The 24,582-nt window shown below is 69.0% G+C and carries 21 protein-coding genes; 3 read left to right on the top strand and 18 right to left on the bottom strand.

Going from position 1 to position 24,582, the window contains the following annotated elements; all coding sequences use genetic code 11:
- Window positions 1–21: 21 nt before the first annotated feature.
- From AC5Y5Z_RS07340 to rplS, 3 genes are read right to left on the bottom strand one after another with little or no spacing between them, the layout of a single operon-like run.
- Window positions 22–723, bottom strand: a complete 702-nt coding sequence (locus AC5Y5Z_RS07340; RefSeq protein WP_463827020.1) for a ribonuclease HII — start codon at window positions 721–723, stop codon at window positions 22–24.
- Between the two features lie 2 nt (window positions 724–725).
- Window positions 726–1,598 (bottom strand): signal peptidase I, encoded by an 873-nt coding sequence (gene lepB, locus AC5Y5Z_RS07335; protein ID WP_473139962.1) that lies wholly within the window; start codon window positions 1,596–1,598, stop codon window positions 726–728.
- A 54-nt stretch (window positions 1,599–1,652) separates the two neighbouring features.
- Entirely contained in the window at window positions 1,653–1,994 is a 342-nt protein-coding gene (gene rplS, locus AC5Y5Z_RS07330; RefSeq protein WP_044510756.1) for a 50S ribosomal protein L19, read from the bottom strand.
- Between the two features lie 366 nt (window positions 1,995–2,360).
- On the opposite strand from rplS, the gene AC5Y5Z_RS07325 reads away from it, so the two are divergent.
- Complete coding sequence (locus AC5Y5Z_RS07325; protein ID WP_463827022.1) at window positions 2,361–3,314, top strand: serine hydrolase; 954 nt, start codon at window positions 2,361–2,363, stop codon at window positions 3,312–3,314.
- Window positions 3,315–3,324: 10 nt separating this feature from the next.
- On the opposite strand, the gene trmD is transcribed toward AC5Y5Z_RS07325, so the two are convergent.
- From trmD to AC5Y5Z_RS07300, 5 genes are all read right to left on the bottom strand, one after another.
- A complete protein-coding gene (gene trmD / locus AC5Y5Z_RS07320) occupies window positions 3,325–4,011 on the bottom strand; it encodes a tRNA (guanosine(37)-N1)-methyltransferase TrmD (RefSeq protein ID WP_463827023.1) in 687 nt (228 codons plus the stop codon).
- Between the two features lie 13 nt (window positions 4,012–4,024).
- Entirely contained in the window at window positions 4,025–4,546 is a 522-nt protein-coding gene (rimM, locus tag AC5Y5Z_RS07315) for a ribosome maturation factor RimM (RefSeq protein ID WP_473139963.1), read from the bottom strand.
- Between the two features lie 7 nt (window positions 4,547–4,553).
- Window positions 4,554–4,796 (bottom strand): RNA-binding protein, encoded by a 243-nt coding sequence (locus tag AC5Y5Z_RS07310; RefSeq protein WP_036354608.1) that lies wholly within the window; start codon window positions 4,794–4,796, stop codon window positions 4,554–4,556.
- Between the two features lie 8 nt (window positions 4,797–4,804).
- Window positions 4,805–5,293 (bottom strand): 30S ribosomal protein S16, encoded by a 489-nt coding sequence (gene rpsP / locus AC5Y5Z_RS07305; RefSeq protein ID WP_463827025.1) that lies wholly within the window; start codon window positions 5,291–5,293, stop codon window positions 4,805–4,807.
- A gap of 154 nt (window positions 5,294–5,447) precedes the next feature.
- A complete protein-coding gene (locus AC5Y5Z_RS07300; RefSeq protein ID WP_463827026.1) occupies window positions 5,448–5,867 on the bottom strand; it encodes a nuclear transport factor 2 family protein in 420 nt (139 codons plus the stop codon).
- Between the two features lie 46 nt (window positions 5,868–5,913).
- Here AC5Y5Z_RS07300 and AC5Y5Z_RS07295 point away from each other — a divergent pair, with 46 nt between their 5' ends.
- Window positions 5,914–6,795, top strand: a complete 882-nt coding sequence (locus AC5Y5Z_RS07295) for a D-alanyl-D-alanine carboxypeptidase family protein (protein WP_463827027.1) — start codon at window positions 5,914–5,916, stop codon at window positions 6,793–6,795.
- Window positions 6,796–6,887: 92 nt separating this feature from the next.
- On the opposite strand, the gene AC5Y5Z_RS07290 is transcribed toward AC5Y5Z_RS07295, so the two are convergent.
- From AC5Y5Z_RS07290 to ffh, 5 genes are all read right to left on the bottom strand, one after another.
- Complete coding sequence (locus AC5Y5Z_RS07290) at window positions 6,888–7,490, bottom strand: TetR/AcrR family transcriptional regulator (RefSeq protein WP_499924277.1); 603 nt, start codon at window positions 7,488–7,490, stop codon at window positions 6,888–6,890.
- A gap of 1 nt (window position 7,491) precedes the next feature.
- Complete coding sequence (locus AC5Y5Z_RS07285; protein WP_499924272.1) at window positions 7,492–9,279, bottom strand: N-acyl-D-amino-acid deacylase family protein; 1,788 nt, start codon at window positions 9,277–9,279, stop codon at window positions 7,492–7,494.
- A gap of 61 nt (window positions 9,280–9,340) precedes the next feature.
- Window positions 9,341–9,985 carry an Rv2253/PknI dimerization domain-containing protein gene (locus AC5Y5Z_RS07280; protein WP_499924269.1) on the bottom strand — a complete coding sequence of 215 codons (645 nt, stop codon included), beginning with the start codon at window positions 9,983–9,985 and terminating at the stop codon, window positions 9,341–9,343.
- Between the two features lie 44 nt (window positions 9,986–10,029).
- Complete coding sequence (locus AC5Y5Z_RS07275) at window positions 10,030–11,106, bottom strand: metal-dependent hydrolase family protein (RefSeq protein WP_499924265.1); 1,077 nt, start codon at window positions 11,104–11,106, stop codon at window positions 10,030–10,032.
- A gap of 7 nt (window positions 11,107–11,113) precedes the next feature.
- Window positions 11,114–12,670: a signal recognition particle protein gene (gene ffh / locus AC5Y5Z_RS07270; protein ID WP_499924261.1), complete on the bottom strand. Its 1,557-nt coding sequence runs from the start codon at window positions 12,668–12,670 to the stop codon at window positions 11,114–11,116.
- A gap of 233 nt (window positions 12,671–12,903) precedes the next feature.
- On the opposite strand from ffh, the gene AC5Y5Z_RS07265 reads away from it, so the two are divergent.
- On the top strand, window positions 12,904–14,649 hold the full coding sequence (locus AC5Y5Z_RS07265; RefSeq protein ID WP_499924257.1) for a DEAD/DEAH box helicase: 1,746 nt from the start codon (window positions 12,904–12,906) through the stop codon (window positions 14,647–14,649).
- Window positions 14,650–14,751: 102 nt separating this feature from the next.
- Here the strand turns inward: AC5Y5Z_RS07265 and AC5Y5Z_RS07260 are convergent, their stop codons facing one another.
- From AC5Y5Z_RS07260 to smc, 5 genes are all read right to left on the bottom strand, one after another.
- Window positions 14,752–17,208 (bottom strand): [protein-PII] uridylyltransferase, encoded by a 2,457-nt coding sequence (locus AC5Y5Z_RS07260; RefSeq protein WP_463827034.1) that lies wholly within the window; start codon window positions 17,206–17,208, stop codon window positions 14,752–14,754.
- A 16-nt stretch (window positions 17,209–17,224) separates the two neighbouring features.
- Window positions 17,225–17,563 (bottom strand): nitrogen regulatory protein P-II, encoded by a 339-nt coding sequence (gene glnB / locus AC5Y5Z_RS07255; protein ID WP_463827035.1) that lies wholly within the window; start codon window positions 17,561–17,563, stop codon window positions 17,225–17,227.
- 2 nt (window positions 17,564–17,565) lie between these two features.
- Complete coding sequence (locus tag AC5Y5Z_RS07250; RefSeq protein WP_499924586.1) at window positions 17,566–18,984, bottom strand: ammonium transporter; 1,419 nt, start codon at window positions 18,982–18,984, stop codon at window positions 17,566–17,568.
- 153 nt (window positions 18,985–19,137) lie between these two features.
- Complete coding sequence (gene ftsY, locus AC5Y5Z_RS07245; protein ID WP_463827036.1) at window positions 19,138–20,475, bottom strand: signal recognition particle-docking protein FtsY; 1,338 nt, start codon at window positions 20,473–20,475, stop codon at window positions 19,138–19,140.
- Between the two features lie 300 nt (window positions 20,476–20,775).
- The gene (gene smc / locus AC5Y5Z_RS07240) at window positions 20,776–24,381 is read right to left on the bottom strand and encodes a chromosome segregation protein SMC (protein ID WP_463827037.1); all 3,606 of its coding nucleotides are present in this window, start codon (window positions 24,379–24,381) and stop codon (window positions 20,776–20,778) included.
- Between the last annotated feature and the right edge of the window lie 201 nt (window positions 24,382–24,582).

Here is a 24,582-nt window from a genome sequence, read left to right as displayed (position 1 = left end):
GATCTTGGGCTCCATCTTTCCTCACTGACAAACGCCGCTCTCGGGCGGACCACCGGTGGTGAGCACAGTCCCGGTCGCGACCCGGCGCACGTTGATGAACGAACGGCGATGTTCGGGGCACGGACCCAGCCGGGTCAGCGCCCGACTGTGCGCGGGGGTGCTGTAGCCCTTGTGGTCGGCGAAGCCGTAGCCGGGATGATCGGCTTCCATCGCGACCATCAACCGGTCGCGACTGACCTTGGCCAGCACGCTCGCCGCGGCGATACAGGCCGCCGCGGCATCCCCGCCGATCACCGGCAGCGACGGCACCGCCAACCCGGGGACCCGGAATCCGTCGCTGAGTACATAGCCGGGCCGCACCGACAGGCCGGCCACCGCGCGTCGCATGCCTTCGATGTTGGCCACGTGCACGCCGCGGCGATCGACCTCGGTCGAGGGAATGAACACCACGTGATAGGCCAGCGCGTAGCGGCGGATCAACGGAAACAACCGCTCCCGTACCTTCTCCGTCAGCTTCTTCGAATCATCAAGGGCAGCAAGGCTTTCCAGACGCCCCGGACCGAGGACGCAGGCCGCGACCACCAACGGGCCGGCGCAGGCGCCGCGACCCACCTCGTCGACCCCCGCAACCGGGCCCAGTCCGTTGCGGTACAGCGCGGACTCCAGGGTGCGCAACCCTGACGACTTGCGGATCACCGTCCGCGGCGGCCACGTCGTGGCCATCGTCACTGAGCCTGCTGAGGGTTCACCGAACCCACGCCACCCCACCGTTTCGGCGGCCACACGATGAAGCGCGCTTTGCCGATGACGTTGCCGACCGGAACCGTACCGGCGGTCGGGTCACCCGTGCACAGCATCGGGCAGTGCGCCCGGGAGTCCGCCGAGTGGGTCCGGTTGTCACCCATCACCCACAACCGTCCCGGCGGCACGGTGACCGGACCGAACTCACTGCCCAGACACGGATACACCGACGGGTCGGCCATCATCGTGTTCGGGTCGAGGTACGGCTCCTTCAACGTCTTGCCGTTGACCGTCAAGCCGGTGTCCGCCCGGCACTGGACTGTTTGCCCACCGACCGCGATGACGCGCTTGACCAGGTCGTTTTCGTCGGGCGGCACGAATCCGATGAACGACAGCGCGTTCTGGATCCAGCGCATCGCGGGGTTGTGCGAGCGGATCGACTTGTAGCCGAGGTTCCACGACGGCGGGCCCTTGAAGACGATGACGTCACCCGGCTTCGGTTCGCCGAAGCGGTAGGTGAGCTTGTCGACCATGATGCGGTCGCCGACGCAGGTCGGGCAGCCGTGCAGGGTCGGTTCCATCGATTCCGACGGGATCAGATACGGGCGCGCGACGAACGTCAGCATCACGTAGTACAGGACGATCGCGATCACCAGCAGCGACGTCAGTTCCCGCAGGGTGGACCGTTTCGGCTTCGCATCCTCGGCCTCGGGCGCCGTGTCGACCGGCTCGGCCTTCCCTGCAGCGGTCGCGACGGGCTCGTCGGACGCGCTCGGGTCGAGCGACTGCGGCGCCGACCGCACGAGGTCAGGGTCCGAAGACGAGTCCTCCGGAGGGGACTTTTCCGTTTCCGTCACGAGCTCAGCGTAGCCAGGGCTCGAAGCTCTCGCGGTCAGCGCTGCTGGGCGAGGTCAGCGCTTTTCCTTGATCTTGGCCTTCTTGCCACGCAGCTCGCGCAGGTAGTACAGCTTGGCGCGACGGACGTCGCCCCGGGTCACCACCTCGATGTGATCGATGTTCGGCGAATGCACCGGGAAGGTCCGTTCGACGCCCACGCCGTAGCTCTCCTTGCGGACCGTGAACGTCTCGCGGATGCCACCGCCCTGCCGGCGGATCACCACACCCTTGAACACCTGGATACGCTCCTTGGCGCCCTCGATGACCTTCACGTGCACGTTGATGGTGTCGCCCGGGTTGAACGCGGGGATGTCGTCGCGCAGCGACGCCTGGTCGACGAAGTCCAGCCTGTTCATTGGAAAGACACTTCCTCGGGGTCGCGGCCGGATGAACTACCCGCACGCAGGCGCGCGGCGATCACCAAGCCGATGGGTTTCGGGCTTCTCAAGTGCGTCTCGCAGCAGGCGGCAGGCACGGGCCGGCCGACGACCGCCGGAGACAACCGCCCAATTGTGCCAGATGGTGCGCATGCAGTGAAAATCACAGGAAACTGTAGTGGTTCGCGTCCGCCCTGAAGCGCCTGCAAATGGTACATATGACAGGGGTTCAAACCGCGCGGAATCTATACCTGGACCAGCCCCGGAAGTTCGGGCCCGGGACAGCATCCGGCGCGGCTGACCCCCGCCCACTAGAGACGCCCACGGGACGGCTGAAGGAGTGCGATGCGAGCCCGGCCGCTGACCCTGCTGACCGCCGTAGCCGCGGTGGCGCTGGTGGTTGTCGCGGGTTGCGAGGCGACGGTGCACGCCAAAGCATTCGACTCCCCCGCCCAGCCGGTGTCGGAGTCGCCGACCCAATCGCAGCCGCAGCTGGTCGAACTGCTGCTGCGGGTGATCACGCCCAGTGGCAACCCGACGGCGCTGCCCATGCTGCGGCCCGGCGGGCTCGACGGAGTGCAGGCGCGGGTCCAGCAAGCCACCGAGCAGGCCGCGGCCAGCGGGGCGATCCTGTCGGTGGCCATCCTCGACCGGGCCACCCACCAGTTGGTCTCCAACGGCAACGACCAGATCATCGCCACCGCCTCGGTGGCCAAACTCTTCATCGCCGACCAGTTGTTGCTGCAGGAATCCGAGGGCAGGTCGGTGCTGTCCGCCGACGACCACCAGGCACTGGACGTGATGCTGCAGTCGTCCGACGACGACGCGGCCGAGCGGTTCTGGGGACAGGACGGCGGAGATGCCATCGTCACCCAGGTCGCGGCCCGGTACGGGCTGACCGCCACCACACCACCCAGTGACGGGCGGTGGTGGAACACCATCAGTTCGGCCGCCGACCTGATCCGCTACTACCAGGGGTTGCTGGACGGCTCGGGCGGTCTGCCGCAGGACCGGTCCCGGCTGATCTTCAACGATCTGGCCCGGTCCACCCCCACCGGGGTCGACGGGTACCCGCAACGGTTCGGGATACCTGACGGCCTGTACGCCGAACCCGTTGCGGTCAAACAGGGTTGGATGTGCTGCATCGGCGCGGACTGGATGCACCTGTCGACCGGTGTGATCGGCGCCGACCGGCGCTACATCATGGTGATCGAGTCGCTGCAGGCTGCTGACGACGCCACCGCTCGCGAGACGATCACCCAGGCCGTCAAGACGATGTTCCCCAACGGCCGCATCTGAGCGCCCGCGGTCAGTCCAGCAGTTCGGGCCGCCGCTCCCGGGTGCGCTGCATCGACACCTCCCGGCGCCAGGCCGCGATGCGGGCGTGGTCGCCGGAGAGCAGAACCGGCGGGACATCCAGGCCGCGCCAGCTCGGCGGTCGCGTGTAACTCGGGCCTTCCAGCAGTCGGTCCAGCGCCGGTGAATGCGAATCATGTTGGTGCGATGCGGGATTGCCCAGCACCCCGGCGAGCAGCCGCAGCACGGATTCGATCATCACCAGCGCCGCCGACTCGCCGCCGGGCAACACGTAGTCGCCGATCGACACTTCTTCCACACGCATCCGGCGGGCCGCATCGTCGACGACACGCTGATCGATGCCCTCGTACCGGCCGCAGGCGAACACCAGGTGAGTTTCGGCGCTCCAGCGTTGCGCGGTGGCCTGGGTGAACAGTGCACCCGCCGGCGTGGGAACCGCCAAAAGTGTCTGTTCGGTGCAGATTTCGTCCAGGGCGTCGCCCCAGACCGGTGCCCGCATGACCATGCCCGGGCCACCGCCGTAGGGCGCGTCGTCCACCGAGTGGTGCACGTCGTGGGTCCAGCGTCGCAGGTCGTGCACCTGCAGATCCACCAGGCCCGACGCAATCGCCTTGCCCGGCAACGACTGTCGCAGCGGTTCCAGGTAGGCCGGAAAGATCGTGACGACGTCTATTTTCATGGGATGCGCACGGTCAGCCCGGGTCCAGCAGACCGTCGGGCGGTTCGATCTCCACGGTGCCGTCTTCCAGCGAGACCGAGGTGACGATAGCGCTGACGAACGGCACCAGCACCTCGCCGGAATCGCCCGTGACAGCCAGCAATTCGGCCCCGGCGGTGTGCAGCACCTCGGTGACGACACCGACCTGCCGCCCGCCGGTCGTGGTGACCCGCAGACCTTCCAGCTGGTGGTCGTAGTAGGTGTCCGGTTCCTCGATCGGCGGCAGTTCGTCGGAGTCGATCAGGAACAGGCTGCCCCGCAGCGCATCGGCGCCATCCCGGTCGGTGACCCCCGCCAGCCGGACCAGCAGCCGGGTGCCGTGCGGACGGGCGCCCTCGACGACGTAGCTGCGTTCGGGACCGGGATCGCGCGGTTTACGGGTCCGCAGCCTGCTGCCCGGCGCGAACCGGACGTCGGGATCGTCGGTGCGGACGTCGACGACGAGTTCGCCGGTGATGCCGTGGGCCTTGGCCACCCGCCCGACGATCAGCTCCATTCGAGCGCTACTGGTCGGTGTCCACCACGTCGACGCGGATGCCGCGGCCACCGATCCCGGCGACCAGGGTGCGCAGCGCGGTCGCGGTGCGTCCCCCGCGGCCGATCACCTTGCCCAGGTCGTCGGGGTGCACGTGCACCTCGACGGTGCGGCCGCGGCGGCTGGTCACCAGATCCACCCGGACATCGTCGGGGTTGTCGACGATGCCGCGAACCAGATGCTCAACGGCGTCGACCACGACAGTGCTCACAGCCCCGCTCAGCTTTCGGCTTCGGCAGCCGCCGCCGTTTCGCTCGGCGTCTCGGCGGCCGGCTCGGCAGCGGTCTCAGTGGTCTCGTCACCCTTGGCGGCCTTCTTCGGCGCCGACTTCTTCTTCGGCTTGGTGGCCTCGGTGGTGGGCCCGCCGTCGGCTGCGGCCAGGGCGGCATTGAACAGTTCGAGCTTGCTCGGCTTGGCGGGCTTGACCTTCAACCGGCCCTCGGCGCCGGGCAGGCCCTTGAATTTCTGCCAGTCGCCGGTGATCTTGAGCAGCTTGAGGACGGGCTCGGTGGGCTGTGCGCCGACCGACAACCAGTACTGGGCACGCTCGGAGTTGATCTCGATCAGGCTCGGCTCTTCCTTGGGGTGGTAGCGGCCGATGACCTCGATCGAGCGGCCGTCGCGGCGGGTGCGCGAGTCGGCGATCGCGATGCGGTACTGGGGATTGCGGATTTTGCCAAGCCGGGTGAGCTTGATCTTGACAGCCATAACTGAACTCCTGTGGGTGTCACGCTGCAATTCAGCAACCGGGGCGGAACGCCCGGGTCCGGTTTTGCCTCGCGTGTTGTGACCGGGTGCGATCATGATCGCGCCGCGGACAGCCGCCTATTGTGCCAGAACGTGGCGATCCGGCGGTAATTCGCTACAGCACCTTCTGAAAGGTCTTGGTCTCTACGCGCCGCGTCATCCGCCAGCCCTGCGGCGTGCGCACGAATTCGTCGTCGTACCAGAGACCACAGAACAGGATCTGGTCCTGCTGGCCGCCCAGCACCATCGGGTTGAAACAGATAACCCGCGAGGACGCGGTGTCGCCCTCTATGCGGACCGAGAAATTCCCCAGCATGTGCGCGTAGACCGGGAAATTCGGCAGCACCTCCGACAGCCACTTCTTGACCTCGGGATACGGGCCGTCGATACCGCCGAGTTCGCGGTAGTCGATATAGGCATCCGGCGTGAAGACGCGGTCCAGGTCGTCGAATCGACGCTGGTCGATGGCGGTGGAGTAATCCACGAGTAACTGCTGGATCTCCAGGCGGTCAGAAATCTCGGCCAGGCTCAACATGGGAACGATTCAACACCGCGGCGTAGCCGGGTTAAACTCTGCGCCCATGCGAAAGCTCGTGGCTACCGCCGCCGCGCTGGCGATGATCTGGGCCGCAGGCGTCACGTCCCCAGTGTCGGAAGCCGACACCGATGTGCAGCAGGTGGCCGGTTCGGTGCCGATCCCGGACGGGCCGGCGCAGACCTGGATCGTCGCCGATCTGGACAGTGGGCAGGTCCTGGCCGGCCGCGACCAGAATGTGCCGCACCCACCCGCCAGCACCATCAAGGTGCTGCTGGCGCTGGTGGCGCTCGACGAGCTGGACCTGAACTCCACCGTGGTGGCCGACCTCACCGACACCGCAGCCGAGTGCAACTGCGCCGGGGTGAAGCCGGGCCGCAGTTACACCGCCCGCCAGTTGCTCGACGGCCTGTTGCTGGTGTCGGGCAACGACGCCGCCAACACGTTGGCGCACATGCTCGGCGGCCAGGACGCCGCGGTGGGCAAGATGAACGCCAAAGCCGCGTCGCTGGGCGCCGGGAACACCCACGCGACGACCCCGTCCGGATTGGACGGCGCCGACGGCTCCGGTTGGACGACCGCCCATGATCTCGCGGTCATCTTCCGCGCGGCGATGGCCAACCCGACGTTCGCCCGCATCACTGCCGAACCATCGGCGATGTTCCCCGGCGACACCGGCGACCAGCCGATCCTCAACCAGGACGAGCTGCTGGTCCGGTATCCCGGCGCCATCGGCGGCAAGACCGGTTTCACCAACGCCGCCCGCAAGACCTTCGTGGGCGCGGCCGCGCGCGGTGGCCGCCGGCTGGTGATCGCCATGATGTACGGGTTGGTCACCGCGGGTGGCCCGACGTACTGGGACCAGGCGGGCAACTTGTTCGACTGGGGATTCGCGGTGGGCCCGCAGTCCGGCATCGGCTCGCTGTAACCCCGGCCACTCGCCCGCGAGCAGACGCAGAATCGCACGAAATCGCTTGTGCTCGTGCGATTCTGCGTCTGCTCGCCCAGAGGTGCGGGCGCTCAGGCGCGCGGGTTCGGCCACGCCGCGGTGAGCAGCTCGGTCAGCACCGGGATCCGGCGCTCGGCGATTTCGGGTTGCGGCAGTACGCCTTCGACGATCGCGGCACCGTCGAAGACATTGGTCAGCAGCGCCACCAGGACCGGCAGCGTGTCCTGCGGGATGTGTTCGGTCCCCGGCATCGTGCGCGCCGCGTCGTACATCTTGGCGCGGTATTGCCAAAGTTCGTGCTGCAGCGTCGCTTTCAGTTTCTCGTCGGTGCGCGCGGCGATCATCAGCTCGTAGAGCACCGCGTTGGTGGAGCCGGCGGTGATGTCGCGCAGGATCGCCAGCGCCGACTCCAGCGCCGGCCGGTCGGTCGGAATCTCGGCGACCTGTTTGGTGAACGTCTCGATCTGCCGGCGCAACACCTCCGAGGCCGTCGCGGCCATGAAGTCGCCCATGTTGTCGAAGTGCCGGAACAGCGCACCCACCGACACCCCGGCGCGTTTGGTGATCACCGCCGCCGAGGCTCGGGCGTACCCGGACTCGACGATGGTGTCGATGCACGCGTCCAGCAGGCGCCCGACGGTCTCCTCGCGACGCTGCTGCTGCGTCCTGGCCATCTCAGGCCGGCACGCTGACCGCGGCCGCCTGCCGCTCACCGGCGCGCAGGTAGCGTCCCGACTTGACGGTCTGGCCGTAGCCCTCGCGGAACTCGCCGTCGCGGAAGACCACAGCGCCGCCCACCCCGGTGGCGACCACGGTCGCGTCGTTGCGGTTCACCATGCGGCTCAGTCCGCCGTAGAACGGGACCTCGGACTCGTGGTAGCTGTCCACCGAGTCGTCGAGGTGGGCGGGGTCGATGACGACGAAGTCGGCCCGGTCGCCTTCGCGCAGGGTGCCGGCGTTGATGCCGAACCACTCGGCGACCTCGGCGGTCAGCCGGTACACGGCTCGTTCCACGGTCAGGAACGGCTTGCCGGCCTGCAGTGCGTCCCGCGTCCGCTTGAGCAGTCGCAGCGGGAAGTTGTAGAACGCCATGTTGCGCAGGTGCGCGCCCGCGTCGGAGAACCCCATGTGCACGCTGGGATCGGCGGCCAGTTTGTCCAGCAGCTTGGGCCGGTGGTTGGCGACGATGGTCGTCCAGCGCACATTGCGCTCCCCGTTCTCGACCAGGATGTCGAGGAACGCGTCCAGCGGGTGGAGTCCGCGCTCGTCGGCGATCGCGCCAAAGCTCTTGCCCACCAACGACTTGTCCGGGCATTCCACGATGACAGCGTCGTGGAAGTCACGGTGCCACAACGACGGTCCGAGCTTCTTGCGGTCGAACTGGCGGCGGAACCGGCGGCGGTAGGCTTCGTCGGCCAATAGCTCGTTGCGCTGCAGTTGGTCCCGCAGGTGCAACGCCGCGGTGCCGGCACCGAACTCCTCGAAAACCGGCAGATCGATTCCGTCGGAATACAATTCGAACGGCACCGGCAGGTGCTGGAACCGCACGCTGGAAGCCAGCAGCTTGTTGAGCAGCCGGGTACCGCGGCCGAACACATGCACCCCCATCGGCATCGACTTGGCGTCGGCGGAGACCAGCATGCTCATCCGAACACCCCTGCGGCGGTTGAGGATTCGACTGCTGGTGAGGAAGAACATCAGCGGGGACAGCGGGCTGTTGACGTTGGGCGCGCTCTGCAGGATGCGGCCGCGCTTGCGCAGCACCTTGATCAGCCGGCGCCGTTCCCGCCACGTCGCGAAGGTGGACGGCAGCGCACGGGACCGGAAGCGGTCGCCGTCGAGCTTGTCGATCGGCGCGTCCATCCCCGACATGCCCAGCATTCCGGCGTCCAGCGCCTCGTCGAGCAACTTCGCCATCTTCTCCAGTTCGGCGTCGGTGGGCCGCACTGTCTCGTCGGTGGCCCGCTCCAGGCCGAGCACCGCGGTCCGCAGGTCCGAATGACCGAGCATGGAACTCACATTCGGCCCCAGCGGCAGTGCGTCGAGCGTCTCGATGTACTGCTGAGGCGTCGACCAGTTCTTGTTGCTTTTCAGCGCACCGAGGACGAAGTCGCGCGGCACCGCCTCGACGCGACTGAACAGGTCGGCGGCATCCTCGGAGTTGGCGTAGACCGTCGACAGCGAACAGTTGCCCAGCAACAGGGTGGTCACCCCGTGCCGCACCGACTCGCGCAGTCCCGGGTCGAGCAGGATCTCGGCGTCGTAGTGGGTGTGCACGTCGATGAAGCCGGGCAGCACCCATTTGCCGGCCGCGTCGATCACTTCGGGACAGCCGGTCTCGTCCAGCGGCACCGACGACACGGCGGCCACCACGCCATCGCGGATGCCCAACGTCCTGGTCTGCGGCACCGCACCGGTGCCGTCGAACCACAGGCCGTCACGGATGATCACGTCGTAAGTCACAGTTCCTCCAAGTCGTGGGCTGCCGCGACGCTAACATAGATAGCGATCACTCGCAATCTTTTCAAGGGCTGGCCGCGGGGTCCGGGACGTCGACGCCCGGCGGCACGTTTCCGCTGCGGTGCGCTGCAGCCGGGACGCGGATGACGCCACCGCGCCGGCCGCACTCGTCGCCGGTCACCGTGGTCACCATCTCGCCGACCAGCTCTGAGTGGGAGCGGGGCCGCAGCGACAGCACCTGCGTGGCTTGCTGATGGTTCGCCGAAGTCTCGGAGGCCGCGCACGGAACGCGCACCGTTCTCGGCCGCGACCGCCACTGCCCGTCGGCGAATTCGAACACCATCACGGTGTGGCCGTGGTCGTCGAGCAGAGTCGCCGTGGCCCGGCAGCCGCCGGAGGTGCACGACGAGCGGATGGCCCAGCTGGTGGTCACGTCGGGGGGCTGTGGGTCAGGCCGGTTGTCGAAAGTCTGCTGGGAGCGTTCTTCCTCGATGCGATAGGTGCCGTCCAGTGGAACCGGGGCGGCGTGGTGGCGCCGGTCGTGAACGACCGTCTTGCCTTCGGCGAACAAACCGATCGCCATGATCGTGGCGGCCAGTGCGAGTATGCCGCGGCGCAGCCAGCGTCGCGAAGTGGTCAACGGCGAAAGCCGGCGGACCGGCTGTTCGTCGGGATCGGGGCCGTCGTCGGCGCCGTTGACCGGGGCCATGCGGTGATATTAGCCAGACCGGCGGATGCCCGCTGCGGCCAGCCTCAGCCGGGCTGAAAGACTTTGCCGCGCAACACAACCAGATCGGGCCGCGACAGCACGTCCGGTCCCTGGCGCGGATCTTCGGCGTAACACAACAGGTCGGCCGAAGCGCCGTGGTCCAGCCCGGGTCGGCCCAACCAGCGCCGGGCGTCCCAGCACGCCGCACCCAGCGCCTCGGTGGGACTCATGCCGATTCCCTTCAGCGCCTCGACCTCGTCGGCGACCCGGCCGTGCCGGATCATGCCGCCGGCGTCGCTGCCCGCGTAGATCGGCACTCCGGCCGCCCGGGCCGCGGACAGGCGTTCGTTGCGGCGGGCATACAGCTCCCGCATGTGAGCGGCATAGACCGGGTAGCGCTGCGCCGAGTCGGCGATACCCGGGAAGTTCTCCAGGTTGATCAGCGTCGGCACCAGGGCCGTGCGGTGTTCGAGCATCATGGCGATGGTGTCGTCGGTCAGTCCGGTGCCGTGCTCGATGCAGTCGATGCCGGCCTGGATCAACTCAGGCAACCCGTCCTCACCGAAGATGTGGGCGGTGACCCGGGCGCCGTGCTCGTGCGCAGCGTCGATGGCGGCTCTGAGGACGTCGTCGGACCACAGCGGGGCCAGGTCGCCGATGCTGCGATCGATCCAGTCCCCGACCAGCTTGACCCAGCCGTCGCCGAGTCGCGCCTGCTCGGCGACCGCAGCCGGCAGGTCCGCTTCGTCCTCGAGGTCCAGCGGCAGGCCGGGGACGTAGCGCCTGGGTCTGGCGAGGTGGCGCCCGGCCCGGATGATCCGGGGCAGGTCCGGGCGGTCGTCGAGGCTGCGGGTGTCGATCGGCACGCCGCAGTCGCGCACGAGCAGTACACCCACGTCCCGCTCGGTCTCGGCCTGCGCGATCGCCTCGTCGAGTTCGACGCCGCCGTCTTTGCCGAGTCCGATGTGACAGTGCAGGTCGACCAGGCCCGGTATCACCCAGCCGTCGGTGAAGATCGTGTCGGCACCGGCCACCGGTTCAGTGCTGATGCGGCCGTCGGCGACCCACAGCTCGATCGGGCTTTCGTCGGGCAGGGTCCGCCCCCGCACGTGCAGGTGCACGGCGCGACTACTTCTGGCCCGGGAACTTCAGCTTGGACAGGTCGAAGTCGGCCAGGCCGGGCGGCAGCTCGTTGAGGCCCTCCGGCATCTGCGACAGATCCGGGAAACCGGCCGGCATCCCCGGCATGCCCGCGCCGAACGGGCTCTTGACCTTGGGCGGCGTGGGACCGCGTGCGCCCTTCTTGCCTTTTTTGCCCTTGGCTGCCTTGGATTTGCGCGTCGCGGACTTGCGCCCCATGCCCGGGATGCCCATGCCGCCGAGCATCGACGACATCATCTTGCGCGCTTCGAAGAAGCGGTCCACCAACTGGTTGACCTCGGAGACGGTGACACCCGAACCGTTGGCGATGCGCAGCCGCCGCGAGGCGTTGATGATCTTCGGGTCGGCCCGCTCCTGGGGGGTCATGCCGCGGATGATCGCCTGGATGCGGTCCAGCGACTTGTCGTCGACCTCAGCCAGCGCGTCCTTCATCTGCGCCCCACCGGGCAGCATGCCCAGCAGATTGCCGATCGGGCCCATCTTGCGCACGGCGAGCATCTGCTCGAGGAAGTCCTCCAGGGTGAGCTCGCCGGCACCGATCTTGGCGGCGGCCGCCTCGGCCTGCTGGGCGTCGAAGACCTGCTCGGCCTGTTCGATCAGGCTCAGCACGTCGCCCATGCCCAGGATGCGGCTGGCCATCCGGTCGGGGTGGAAGACGTCGAAGTCCTCGAACTTCTCTCCGGTGGAGGCGAAAAGGATTGGCACACCGGTGACTTCGCGGACCGAGAGCGCCGCGCCACCGCGAGCGTCACCGTCCAGCTTGGTCAGCACCACGCCGGTAAAGCCGACGCCCTCGCCGAAGGCCTGCGCAGTGGCGACAGCGTCCTGACCGATCATCGCGTCCAGGACGAACAGGGTTTCGTCGGGGTCGACAGCGTCGCGGATGGCGGCCGCCTGCGCCATCAGCTCCTCGTCGATGCCGAGGCGTCCGGCGGTGTCGACGATCACGAAGTCGTGGTGCTTGGCTCTGGCTTCCGCGATGCCGGCGGCCGCGACGGCGACCGGGTCACCCGGGCCAGACTCGGGTGAGGCGCCGGGGTGCGGCGCGAACACCGGAACGCCGGCGCGCTGCCCGACCACCTGCAGCTGGTTCACCGCGGCGGGCCGCTGCAGGTCACAGGCCACCAGCAGCGGCGTGTGACCCTGATTTTTCAGGCGATAAGCCAGCTTGCCGGCCAGCGTCGTCTTACCCGACCCCTGCAGACCCGCCAGCATGATCACCGTCGGCGGCGTCTTGGCGTAGGCCAGCTCGCGCGTCTGGCCACCGAGGATGCCGATCAATTCCTCGTTGACGATCTTGACGACCTGCTGGGCCGGGTTGAGCGCGGCGGACACCTCGTGGCCCCGGGCACGTTCCTTGATCCGGTGCACGAACGCCCGGACCACCGGCAGCGATACGTCGGCTTCGAGCAGCGCAAGCCGGATTTCGCGGGTGGTGGCGTCGATATCGGCGTCGGTCAGGCGGCCCTTGCCGCGCAGCCCCGCCAGCGCACCGGTCAACCGGTCGGAGAGCGATTCAAACACGTAGGCAAGCCTAGTGGTGTGGCCTGAAGTCGCGCGGCCGGGCGGCGACACTGAAACCCGGGCGGCGACACTGAAACCTGGGCGGCGACACGCCGCGGGACCTCGCCCCCCGTACAGTCTCGACGAAGCGCGAGCGAACTGCGCCGGGCTGGCCCGACGTCGCCGAGGCTCGAAACCCGCGACGCGCCGCGGTAGGCTCACGTCGCTACCGCACCGAAAACCGTTGCCATGCTATGTTTTACAGCCCAGCACAGACCGTCACGGGGGGATTGTTGTCGTTGCAGCCGGTCGGACACTCTCCAGCCGACACAACGCGGTCGCTACGTGGCTGGCAGCGCCGCGCCCTGGTCAAGTACCTGGGCACCGAGCCGCGCGACTTCCTGGCCGTCGCCACCCCGGGGTCCGGCAAGACCGCCTTCGCGTTGCGGATCGCCGGCGAGCTAATCGCCCACCGCGCGGTCGAGCAAGTCACCGTCGTCGTGCCCACCGAGCACCTCAAGATCCAGTGGGCGCAGGCCGCCGCTCGCCAGGGGCTGTCGCTGGACCCGAAGTTCTCCAACTCCAACCCGCAGACCTCCCCGGAATATCACGGCGTCGTCGTCACCTACGCCCAAGTGGCCGCACACCCGACGCTGCACCGGGTACGCACCGAGCAGCGCAAGACCCTGGTGGTGTTCGACGAGATCCACCACGGCGGTGACGCCAAGACGTGGGGCGAGGCCATGCGGGAGGCGTTCAGCGACGCCACCCGCCGCCTGGCCCTGACCGGCACGCCGTTCCGCAGCGACGACAGCCCCATCCCGTTCGTCACCTACGAACCCGACGCCGACGGGCTCAGCCGGTCTCGCGCCGATCACACCTACGGATACGCCGAAGCCCTGGCCGACGGCGTGGTCCGCCCGGTGGTGTTCATGGCCTATTCGGGGCAGGCCCGCTGGCGGGACAGCGCCGGGGAAGAACACGAGGCGCGCCTCGGTGAGCCGCTGTCGGCCGAGCAGACGGCGCGGGCGTGGCGCACCGCGCTGGATCCGGCCGGAGAGTGGATGCCGGCGGTCATCACCGCGGCCGATCGCCGGCTGCGTCAGCTGCGCGAGCACGTGCCGGACGCGGGCGGCATGATCATCGCCTCCGACCAGACCGCGGCCCGTGCCTACGCCAAGCTGCTGATGAAGCTCACCGGTGAGGACCCCACGGTCGTGCTCTCCGACGACCCGAAATCGTCGGCCCGGATCAGCGAGTTCTCGGCCGGCACCAGTCGGTGGTTGGTCGCGGTGCGGATGGTGTCCGAGGGTGTGGACGTGCCCCGGCTCGCGGTTGGCATCTACGCCACCAGCGCCTCGACCCCCCTGTTCTTCGCCCAGGCCATCGGCCGGTTCGTGCGATCCCGCCGGCCCGGCGAAACGGCCAGCATCTTCCTGCCGTCGGTGCCCAATCTGCTGCAGCTGGCCAGCGAGCTGGAAGCCCAGCGCAATCACGTGCTGGGCAAACCGCACCGCGAGTCGTTCGACGACCCGCTGCTGGACGACCCCGCCGTCAAGGAGCAGAACGAGCCCGGCGAAGAAAAGGGCTTCGTCTCGCTGGGGGCCGACGCCGAGCTGGATCAGGTCATCTTCGACGGGTCGTCGTTCGGTACCGCCACCCCCGCGGGCAGCGACGAGGAAGCCGACTATCTCGGCATTCCCGGCCTGCTCGACGCCGAGCAGATGCGTGCGCTGCTGCACCGCCGCCAGGACGAGCAGCTGCAGAAGCGTGCGGCCGTCGCTGGACCGGCGGTGCCGGTCACCACCCACGGACAGCTGCGCGAACTGCGTCGCGAGCTCAACGCGCTGGTCTCGGTGGCACATCACCGCACCGGCAAGCCGCACGGCTGGATCCACAACGAGCTGCGGCGGCGCTGCGGCGGCCCACCGATCGCCGCAGCGACGCGGGATCAGCTCCAGGAGCGGATCGTCGCGGTGCGGCAATTGAACTCGGAGTAGCGCCGCAACCGTCTCGGCGAGTGTGAAAATGGCGACGCTTCGGCGGCGTGTCCTGTCGGAAACCGCACACCCGGCGGCCGGTGGGCAGCGGGGCGAACCGGGCTAGTCCCCCACCGGCTCGTCGACCATCACCACCGCCGGGGCGCCCAGCACGTCCAGCAAGTTCTTTTCCACCGCGGTGCGGGCGTTCGAGTCCGGCGGGACCGTCACACAGAACACGTCGGCGGCCGTCGAACCGAACGTGTTCACCTTCGCCCAGACGACGTCGGTGTCGGCGCGTTCCAGCGCCCAGGCCAGCAGGGCGAGCAGGCCCACCCGGTCCATCGCGCGGACTTCCAGGATCAGCTGCCCGGGTGTGTCAGTGTCCAGCCACAGGATGCGCGGCGGCGCGGTCGAGCGGGTGACTGGCACGCCCACCTGCACCTCCCCCGCCCGCGCGGTCGCCGAGCTGGTGGCCTCCAGATCCCGCTTCTCCAGCGTCCCCAGCACGTCGACGTCACCGCGCAGCGCACCCACGAACGCCTGACGCAGCATGTCGGCCGCCGGCGGCGAACCGAACAGTGGCGAGACCACGAACTCGGTGATCGCAACGCCCTCGTGCACGTTCACCGACGCCGAATGCACCCGCAGCGAGTTCAGCGCCAGTACCGCAGCCGCTTTGGACACCAGGCCGCGCTCGTCCGGGGCCACCATCACCGCAGTCAGCCGCTCGCCATCGCCGGCATTGATCTCGACGTGCACCCCTTTTTGGGCGGCCAGTGAAAGATAGTGCGGCGCAGTGGGTTCGGCTTGCGGCAACGTCTCACCGGCCATCGCCATCCGGCACCGGCGCACCAGGTCCTCGACCAGCGAGGCCTTCCAGTCGCTCCACACCCCGGGTCCGGTGGCCTTGGAGTCGGCCTCGGACAGCGCGTGCATCAGTTCGAGCAGTTGCGGATCGCCACCCAGCGCCTCGGACACCGACTCGATGATCGCCGGGTCGTTCAGGTCGCTGCGGGTGGCCGTGATCGGCAACAGCAGATGATGGCGGACCATCTGCGTCAGCGTGTTGATGTCAGCGGCCGACAACCCCAGGCGCTCAGCGATCGGAACCACCAGGTCCGCGCCGAACACACAGTGGTCCACGCCGCGACCCTTGCCGATGTCGTGCAGCAGCGCGCCGAGTGCCAGCAGGTCGGGCCGGGCGACGTTGGTGGTCAGCGGCGCGGCGTGCACCGCGCACTCGACGACGTGGCGGTCCACCGTCCATTTGTGCGAGACGTCGCGGGGCGGCAGGTCGCGGATCGCGTCCCACTCCGGCAGCAGCTGTCCCCACAGCCCGGTGCGGTCGAGCGCCTCGATGGTGGGCACCGCGGTGGGTCCGGCCAGCAACACCACCAGCAGATCGTCCAGGGCTTCCCGCGGCCAGGGCGTGGGCAGCGGCGGTGCGCTGTCGGCCAGCCGGCTCAGCGTCGCCGCGCCGATCGGCACGCCGCTGTCGGCCGACGCCGCCGCCACCCGCAGCACCAGGCCAGGATCGCGGTCGGGTTGGGCTTCGCGGGCCAGCACGATCTCCCCCGCGTACTCGACCACGCCCTCGTCCAGCGGACGGCGTTTGGGCCGGCCGATGAACGCCGAGATGCCGCGCCGGGGCAGCGCGTTGGCGGCGGTGCGCAGGCCGGTGACGGCGTGGTAGCCGATGGTGCGTCCGGCGCTGGAGAGCATGCGCGCCAGGTCGAACCGGTCGCCGACGCCCAATGCGGCGCTGATCTCGTCGGCGAATTGGGCGAGCACCTGATCGCGTCCGCGGCGCGACACCATGTGCAGTTCGGTGCGCACATCGAGCAACGTGAGGTAGGCCTCGTCGAGTGACCCGGCCGGGTTGTCCGAGCGGGACATGCCGCTGCGGTCGATGAGCTGGGCCAGCGCCAGTGCGTTGAGCAGCTGCGCATCGCGCAGCCCGCCGCGGCCGGATTTCAGGTCGGGCTCAGCCCGGTGGGCGATGCGCCCCAGGCGCAACCAGCGGGCGTGCGTCATGTCGACGAGTTCGTCCATGCGGGAACGGATTCCGGTGCGCCATTGCCGTCGCACCCCGCTGACCAGATCGGCGGAGAGCTGCTCCTCGCCGGCGATGTGCCGCGCTTCCAGCATGCCCAGGGCGGCGGTCAGGTCCGCGTTGGCCGTGCTGAGCGCCTCACTGACGGTGCGCACGCTGTGGTCGAGCCGAATGTTGGCGTCCCACAACGGATACCACAGTTTGTCCGCCACCGGGCCCAGCACGTCGGCGGGTTTGCCGTCGTGCAGCAGCACCAGGTCGAGGTCGGAGTACGGCAGCAACTCGCGCCGGCCCAGCCCGCCCACCGCCACGATCGCGTATCCGCTGCCGTCGCCGATGCCGATCTCGGCAGCCTTGGCCTTCAGCCAGGATTCGTGCAGTTCGAGGACCCTCTGGCGCATCTGCGCGGGGGTGAGCCCCTGGAGCCCCTCAGACAACAGTTCGCGCCGGGCGGCAGCCAGATCGACTGCCGCCGCGGCGCTTTCTGGTGTCTGTGAAGAATCCGGCCGGTCCGTCGTGGTCACACCCGGCCGGTTCTACTCACAAAGCGTCCGATCCGCGCTCACCGGTGCGGACGCGCACGATGGTGTCGACCGGGCTGACCCACACCTTGCCGTCGCCGATCTTGCCGGTCCGGGCGGCCCGGACGATGCTGTCTACGACCTTGTCGACGATGGCGTCGTCGACGACGACCTCGATCCGCACTTTGGGCACGAAGTCGACGGAGTACTCCGCACCCCGGTAGACCTCGGTGTGACCCTTCTGCCGCCCGTAGCCCTGGATCTCGCTGACGGTCATGCCCAGGACGCCGGCGTCCTCGAGGCTGGTCTTGACGTCGTCGAGGGTAAACGGCTTTACGATCGCGGTGATCAGCTTCATGTCTACTCCGCCTCCACTTTCTCGCCCACGCGCTCTTCCCGGCCGTTGACGCTACTCTGCGGCGGGATGCTGGCCCTCGGAAGCACCGAACCACTGGCGACCGCGAAGTCGTAGCCGCTCTCAGCGTGCTCCGACTCGTCGATCCCGGCGGCCTCCTGCTCAGCCCCCAGACGCAGCCCGATGGTGTACTTCAGGATAAGCGCCAGGACCAGCGTGACCACGCCGGAGTAGGCCAGCACGGCGAACGCCCCGACAGCCTGCCGTTCCAGCTGGTCCGGGCCCCCGCCGTAGAACCATCCGGCGGACACGCCGGTCACGCCGTTGATCGCCACACTTTCCGGAGCGGCGACCAGGCCCACCAGCAAGGTGCCGGCCAGCCCGCCGACCAGGTGCACCCCAACCACGTCGAGCGAGTCGTCGAACCCGAGCTTGAACTTCAACCCGACGGCCAGCGCACACAGCACACCGGCGACCACGCCGATCACCAGGGCACCGACGACGTTCACCGACGAACAGGACGGCGTGATGGCGACCAGGCCGGCGACGATTCCCGAGGCCGCGCCCAACGTCGTCGCGTGTCCGTCGCGGATGCGCTCGGTGAGCAGCCAGGCCAGCATCGCCGCGGCCGTCGCCACCGTGGTGGTGAGGAACGTCGAACCGGCAGCACCGTTGGAGCTGGTCGCCGAACCGGCGTTGAACCCGTACCAGCCGAACCACAGCAGGCCGGCGCCGAGCATCACGAACGGCAGGTTGTGCGGCCGGAACAGCGTGGTGGGCCAACCCTTGCGCTTGCCCAGCACGATCGCCAGGACCAGGCCGGCCACACCGGCGTTGATATGTACCGCGGTACCGCCGGCGAAGTCGATCGCGTGCAGCTTATTGGCGATCCAGCCGCCCTTCTCGGCGGCGAACCCGTCGAACGCGAACACCCAGTGCGCGACCGGGAAGTAGACCAGCGTCGCCCACAGGCCGGAGAACACCAGCCAGGCGCTGAACTTGAGCCGGTCGGCGACCGCGCCGGAGATCAGCGCGACGGTGATGATCGCGAACATCAGCTGGAAGGCCACGAACACGGTGGCGGGCAGGGTGCCGGCCAGCGGAATGTCCGTCGCCGCCAACGGCGGAGTCTTGGTGGGGTCGGCCGCGACGGCGTTGCCGCCGATGAGCCCCTTGAGCCCGAAGTATTGGGTCGGGCTGCCCACCACGTTGCCGGTGTCGGTGCCGAATGCCATCGAGTAGCCGTAGAGCACCCAGAGCACCGTGACGATGCCCATCGCGCTGATGCTCATCATGATCATGTTGAGCACGCTCTTGGCGCGCACCATGCCGCCGTAGAAGAACGCCAGGCCCGGCGTCATTAACAGAACGAGCGCGGAACTCGCCAGCATCCAGGCGGTATCGCCCGTGTTGGGCTGGCCCATAATCGGGAAACTCACTCGCTATCACCTCCAGTCAGCATCGGGAGGGCCCCAGATGGATGACTGGCGACCTGCCCAGAACCATGCGCATAAGTTGTTGCGCGAATGGGGCGGCGATGTTTCGTCAGGATTAACGTAAAGACTGCTGTGTAATACCTACTTGCCGAGCAGGGCGTCGACGAACGCCGCGGGCTCGAACGGCGCCAGATCGTCGGGGCCTTCGCCCAGCCCGACCAACTTCACCGGCACGCCGAGTTCCTGCTGGACGCGGAAAACGATGCCGCCCTTGGCGGTTCCGTCCAGCTTGGTCAGCACCGCGCCGGTGATCTCGACGACGTCGGCGAACACCTTGGCCTGGGCCAGTCCGTTCTGCCCGATCGTGGCGTCGAGCACCAGCAGCACCTCGTCGACCGACGCCCGACGGGTCACGATGCGCTTGACCTTGCCCAGCTCGTCCATCAGGCCGACCTTGGTGTGCAACCGGCCGGCGGTGTCGATCAGGACGACGTCGGCGCCGGCCGCGATGCCCTTGTCGACGGCGTCGAACGCCACCGACGCCGGGTCAGCGCCCTCGGCGCCGCGCACCACTTCCGCGCCGACCCGCGACGCCCAGGTCTGCAGCTGATCGGCCGCCGCGGCCCGGAAGGTGTCCGCCGCACCCAGCACCACGCGGCGACCGTCGGCCACCAACACCCGGGCCAGTTTGCCGACCGTGGTCGTCTTGCCGGTGCCGTTGACGCCGACCACCAGCAACACCGACGGATGGTCGGCGTGCGGCAGCGCCCGGATGGATCGGTCCATCTCGGGATGCAGCTCTTTGATCAGGACGTCCCGCAGCACCGCGCGGGCGTCGGCCTCGGTGCGCACGTTGGTGCTGGCCAGCCGGGCGCGCAGCTGGCTCACCACCGACTCGGTGACCACCGGGCCCAGGTCGGCGACCAGCAGGGTGTCCTCGACGTCCTGCCAGGAGTCCTCGTCCAGGTCGCCGCCGCCGATCAGGCCCAGCATGCTGCGCCCGAGCGCGTTCTGCGACCGGGCCAGCCGGCCGCGCAGGCGTTCCAGTCGCCCTTCGGTCGGTTCGATCTCCTCCACCGCGGGCGCTTCGGGCGCTTCCGGTTCCAGGACGTCGAGGACCTCGAGACCTTCGGGGATCTCGGGTTCGGCCGGCGGCGCCTCGACCTCAGGGAGGTGGACCTCGGAGATCGGGCGCTTGGGCGCGTCGCGCGGGATGGTCGCGTCGTCCCCGACGGCGGGCAGACCGCTGGTGTCGATCCGCTCTACCGGTTCGGGCCGGTCCAGGGTCGGCGTCGGGGTCTGGCTGAACGTGATGCCGGACGATGCGGTGTAGCCGCCGGATTTGTCGATCGCGTCGGTTTGCGGGCGCGGCGCCAGGCTGATCCTGCGCGTGCGGTACCGCACCAGTCCGACGACCAGCGCCGCGATGATGAGCAGGACGGCGACGACCGCGACGGCGATCCATAGACCTTCGGACACGCGGACAATCCTTCCAGCCGGGGGGTGTCAGGCACTCGGCGGGTTGGGGGCGGGTCGGGCGGCTCTTGGGCTGGGCTGTTCGCGTGCGCTGCCCACGCGCTCGACGTCGGGTGTGCGGGCAGGGCGTTGAGTGTGAAGTCAGGGTTTCAGCGGTGTAACCAGGGCGGCAATCCGGCGAGAATCCCTCCGCCAGTACACATTCCAGGCCCTGCGTGCACACCCGACGCCCTGAGTGCACACCCCGTAACCAACGGCACGCTCGAACGCCGGGCAGTTCTGCAGCCCGTCGGAGCAACCGGCTTATACCGGCGTGGTAGCTAGCCGATCGACCTGCTGCCCCCGGATCCGCTGCGAGATCACGGCGGTGATGCCGTCACCTTGCATCGTCACGCCGTAGAGCGCGTCCGCCACTTCCATGGTGGGCTTCTGGTGGGTGATGATGATCAGCTGCGAGCGGTCCCGCAGCATCTCGAACAGCCCGATCAGGCGGCGCAGGTTCACGTCGTCCAGCGCGGCCTCCACCTCGTCCATGATGTAGAACGGCGACGGGCGGGCCCGGAAGATCGCGACCAGCATCGCCACCGCCGTCAGCGCCTTCTCGCCGCCGGACAGCAACGACAGCCGGGTCACCTTCTTGCCCGGCGGACGGGCCTCTACCTCGATGCCGGTGGTGAGCATGTCGTCGGGTTGAGTCAGCCGGAGCCGGCCCTCGCCGCCGGGGAACAGCGCGGTGAATACGGTCTGGAACTCGCGTTCGACGTCGAAGAATGCCTCGCTGAACACCTGCAGGATGCGGGCGTCGACGTCAGCGACGACGTCGAGCAGATCCTTGCGGGCGGCCTTGACGTCTTCAAGCTGGGTGGACAGGAAGTTGTACCGCTCCTCCAGCGCAGCGAACTCTTCCAGGGCCAGCGGATTGACCCGTCCCAGTTCGGCCAGCTCCCGCTCGGCGCGTTTGGCCCGACGCTCCTGGGTGGTGCGGTCGTAGGGCATCGGGGCGGGCGCGACGACCTGCTCCCCGCGCTCCCGGGCCTGCTCGAACTCGGCCATCTCCAGCTCGGTCGGCGGCAGTGGGACGTCGGGTCCGTACTCGGCGACCAGGTCGGCCGGCGCCATGCCGAACTGGTCGAGGACCATCTGCTCGAGCTGCTCGATGCGCAGCGCCGCCTGGGCGTTGGCCACCTCGTCGCGGTGCAGCGAATCGGTGAGCGCCGCCACCCGCGCGCTCAACGTGTTGGTCTCCTCGCGAACTGCGGTCATTGCCGCTGCCCGCTGCTGGCGTTCGGCGGCCAGCTCGTCCCGCATCTTCGACGCCGCGGCTACGACGAGATCGAGCCGACCGGCCAGCGACCGACCGGACTCGGCGACCGCGGCGGCCACCGCGGCGGCCCGCACCCGGGCTGCGCGCGCCTGTTCGGCCAGCGATCGCGCCTTGCGTTCGGCCGCGGCGGCCCGGCGCAGCGAGTCGGCACGCCCGCGCACCGCATTGGCCCGCTCCTCGGCGGTGCGCACTGCCAGCCGGGCCTCGACCTCGACGCTGCGTGCCCGGTCGGCGGCGGCCGCGATCTCCTGACGCGCCTGCGCCGGGCTTGCCTCCTCCTCGGTGACGTACTCGGTTTGCTGCGCATTGCGCAGCCGCGTCTCCAGCTCGGCCACTTCCTCGACGGTCCCGGCGCGCCCGGCTTCCAATTGTTCGCGTTGCTGCAGCAATCGGGTCCACTCGTCCTGTGCCGTTCGCGCATCCTGGCCCAGCCGGCCGAGCTGGTCATACATCGCCGAAATGGCGGTGTCGGACTCGTTGAGCGCCGCCAGCGCATGCTCGGCGGCATCCTGGCGAGCGCTCTGTTCGGTCAGCGCCCCGGACAGCGCGGCGCTGAGCGCAGCGACCTGTTCTTCGGCGGCGGCCAGTTCGCTGCGCGCCTTGTCGATCTCCGAGGCGACCTCCAGCGTGGACAACTTGCGGTCCGACCCGCCGCTCACCCGGCCCGCGCCCACCAGGTCGCCGTCGCGGGTGACCGCGCGCAGCTGAGGACGGCTGGCCACCAGGTCCAGCGCGTGACCGAGATCCTCGACGACCGCGACGTCGGAGAGCATCGCCGCCAACGCCCCACGCAGCCGGGCCGGCGCGTCGATGAGGTCCAGCGCCCAGCGGGACCCGTCGGGCAACTCCGGCGACTCAGGCGTCGGTGCGGGCCAATCGCTGAGCACCAGCGCCGCACGACCACCGTCGGCCTGTTTGAGCGCGGTGACCGCGCTGCGCGCGGTGCCCAGGCTGTCGGCGGCCAGCGCGTCGGCCGCCGACCCCAGCACCGCTGCCACCGCCGCCTCGTAGCCCGGGGACACTTTGACCAACTCCGCGATCGAACCGAAAAGCCCCGCGCCACCGTGATTTCGGGTCAGCCAGGCGGTCCCGTCCTTGCGTTCCAGGCTCACCGACAACGCGTCGATGCGAGCCCGCAACGAGGCGACCTGGCGTTCGGCGCTACGTTCGGCGGTCTGCAGCTCGGCGACCCGCGCGTCGGCCAGCCGCACCGCGGACATCGTCCGCTCATACTGCTGGTCCAGGCCCAACTCGCCCTGGTCCAGCTGCCCGACGCGACCCTGCACGCTCTCGAACTCGGCGCGGGTCTGTTGGGCACGGGCGTCGGCCTGCTCGATCCGCTCGGAGAGCCGCGCGAGGCTCTCGTCGGTCGACTCGACCCGCGCCCGCATGGTCTCCACCTGGCCGGCCAGCCGCGCCAGACCTTCGCGCCGGTCCGCCTCGGCGCGTACCGCCGCCAGGTGCGCCTTGTCCGCCTCGACCGCGCGGCGCTCCCACTCGGCCAGTTCGGCGCGGGCGCCGTCCAGGCGGGCGCGGGCCTCGTCTAGTTCTGCCAGCAGTTGCTGCTCGGCAGACGCCACCTCGTCGGCCTCGGCGTCCAACGCGTCGGGGTCGGTGTCGCTGGCCCGGACCGGTTCCACGTCAAGATGCTGCGCCCGCTCGCTGGCGATCCGCACCGTCGCACCGACCCGTTCGGCCAGCGCGGACAGCCGGAACCAGGTCTGCTGGACGGATTCGGCGCGTCCGGAGAGCTCCGACAGTGCCGCTTCGTGCGCGGCCAGTTCCTCCGCGGCGACCGACAGGCGGGCCGCGGCTTCGTCATGTTCGCGGCGCATGGACGCTTCGGCGTCGAAGATGGCCTGCCGTTCGGTGCGCCGGCTGACCAGGTCGTCGGCGGCCAGGCGCAACCGGGAATCGCGTAGGTCGGCCTGGATGGTCTGGGCACGCCGGGCCACTTCGGCCTGCCGGCCCAGCGGCTTGAGCTGGCGCCGCAGTTCGGTGGTCAGGTCCGACAGACGGGCCAGGTTGGCTGCCATCGCGTCGAGTTTGCGCAGCGCCTTTTCCTTGCGCTTGCGGTGCTTGAGCACGCCCGCGGCTTCTTCGATGAACGCCCGCCGGTCTTCGGGGCGGGACTGCAGGATCTCGTCGAGCTTGCCCTGCCCGACGATCACATGCATCTCGCGGCCGATGCCGGAGTCGCTCAGGAGTTCCTGGACATCCATCAAACGGCAACTGCTGCCGTTGATTTCGTACTCGCTGGCGCCGTCGCGGAACATCCGGCGGGTGATGGACACCTCGGAGTACTCGATCGGCAGTGCATTGTCGGAGTTGTCGATGGTGACGGTGACCTCGGCGCGTCCCAGCGGGGCACGGGAGGAGGTGCCGGCGAAGATGACGTCTTCCATCTTGCCGCCGCGCAGCGTCTTGGCGCCCTGTTCGCCCATCACCCAGGCCAGCGCGTCGACCACATTGGACTTGCCGGAGCCGTTGGGCCCGACGACGGCGGTGATGCCCGGCTCGAAACGCAGAGTCGTAGGCGCGGCGAAGGACTTGAAGCCCTTCAGCGTCAGACTCTTGAGGTACATGGCGAGCCAGACTACTCGGGCCGTCTGCCATCGCGCCGAGCGTCACGCCAGCAGCCGAGCGCGTGGCCCTCGCCCGTCACCCGTCGCGCCGAACGTCACGCCAGCGTGGCGGCCAACGCCCGACGCCACGCTGGCGTGACAGTCGACGAGCAGCTAAGCGCTTGGCCCTCGCCCGTCACGCCGAACGTCACGCCAGCGTGG

Source organism: Mycobacterium sp. NGS29 (genome assembly GCF_059812965.1).
The sequence above is the reverse complement of the archived record's forward strand: the minus strand, read 5'-3'. Positions and strand labels throughout refer to the sequence as shown.

What these genes read in the sequence shown, in the direction of transcription:
- rimM (WP_473139963.1), bottom strand. Translation starts at nt 4,546, where the DNA reads ATGGAGCTGATCGTCGGGCGGGTGGCCAAGGCCCACGGCATCACCGGC.
- smc (WP_463827037.1), bottom strand. Translation starts at nt 24,381, where the DNA reads ATGTACCTCAAGAGTCTGACGCTGAAGGGCTTCAAGTCCTTCGCCGCG.
- rpsP (WP_463827025.1), bottom strand. Translation starts at nt 5,293, where the DNA reads ATGGCTGTCAAGATCAAGCTCACCCGGCTTGGCAAAATCCGCAATCCC.
- AC5Y5Z_RS07250 (WP_499924586.1), bottom strand. Translation starts at nt 18,984, where the DNA reads ATGGGCCAGCCCAACACGGGCGATACCGCCTGGATGCTGGCGAGTTCC.
- AC5Y5Z_RS07265 (WP_499924257.1), top strand. Translation starts at nt 12,904, where the DNA reads ATGTTTTACAGCCCAGCACAGACCGTCACGGGGGGATTGTTGTCGTTG.
- AC5Y5Z_RS07280 (WP_499924269.1), bottom strand. Translation starts at nt 9,985, where the DNA reads ATGGCCCCGGTCAACGGCGCCGACGACGGCCCCGATCCCGACGAACAG.
- rplS (WP_044510756.1), bottom strand. Translation starts at nt 1,994, where the DNA reads ATGAACAGGCTGGACTTCGTCGACCAGGCGTCGCTGCGCGACGACATC.
- AC5Y5Z_RS07325 (WP_463827022.1), top strand. Translation starts at nt 2,361, where the DNA reads ATGCGAGCCCGGCCGCTGACCCTGCTGACCGCCGTAGCCGCGGTGGCG.
- AC5Y5Z_RS07295 (WP_463827027.1), top strand. Translation starts at nt 5,914, where the DNA reads ATGCGAAAGCTCGTGGCTACCGCCGCCGCGCTGGCGATGATCTGGGCC.
- AC5Y5Z_RS07340 (WP_463827020.1), bottom strand. Translation starts at nt 723, where the DNA reads ATGGCCACGACGTGGCCGCCGCGGACGGTGATCCGCAAGTCGTCAGGG.
- glnB (WP_463827035.1), bottom strand. Translation starts at nt 17,563, where the DNA reads ATGAAGCTGATCACCGCGATCGTAAAGCCGTTTACCCTCGACGACGTC.
- trmD (WP_463827023.1), bottom strand. Translation starts at nt 4,011, where the DNA reads ATGAAAATAGACGTCGTCACGATCTTTCCGGCCTACCTGGAACCGCTG.
- AC5Y5Z_RS07300 (WP_463827026.1), bottom strand. Translation starts at nt 5,867, where the DNA reads ATGTTGAGCCTGGCCGAGATTTCTGACCGCCTGGAGATCCAGCAGTTA.
- AC5Y5Z_RS07290 (WP_499924277.1), bottom strand. Translation starts at nt 7,490, where the DNA reads ATGGCCAGGACGCAGCAGCAGCGTCGCGAGGAGACCGTCGGGCGCCTG.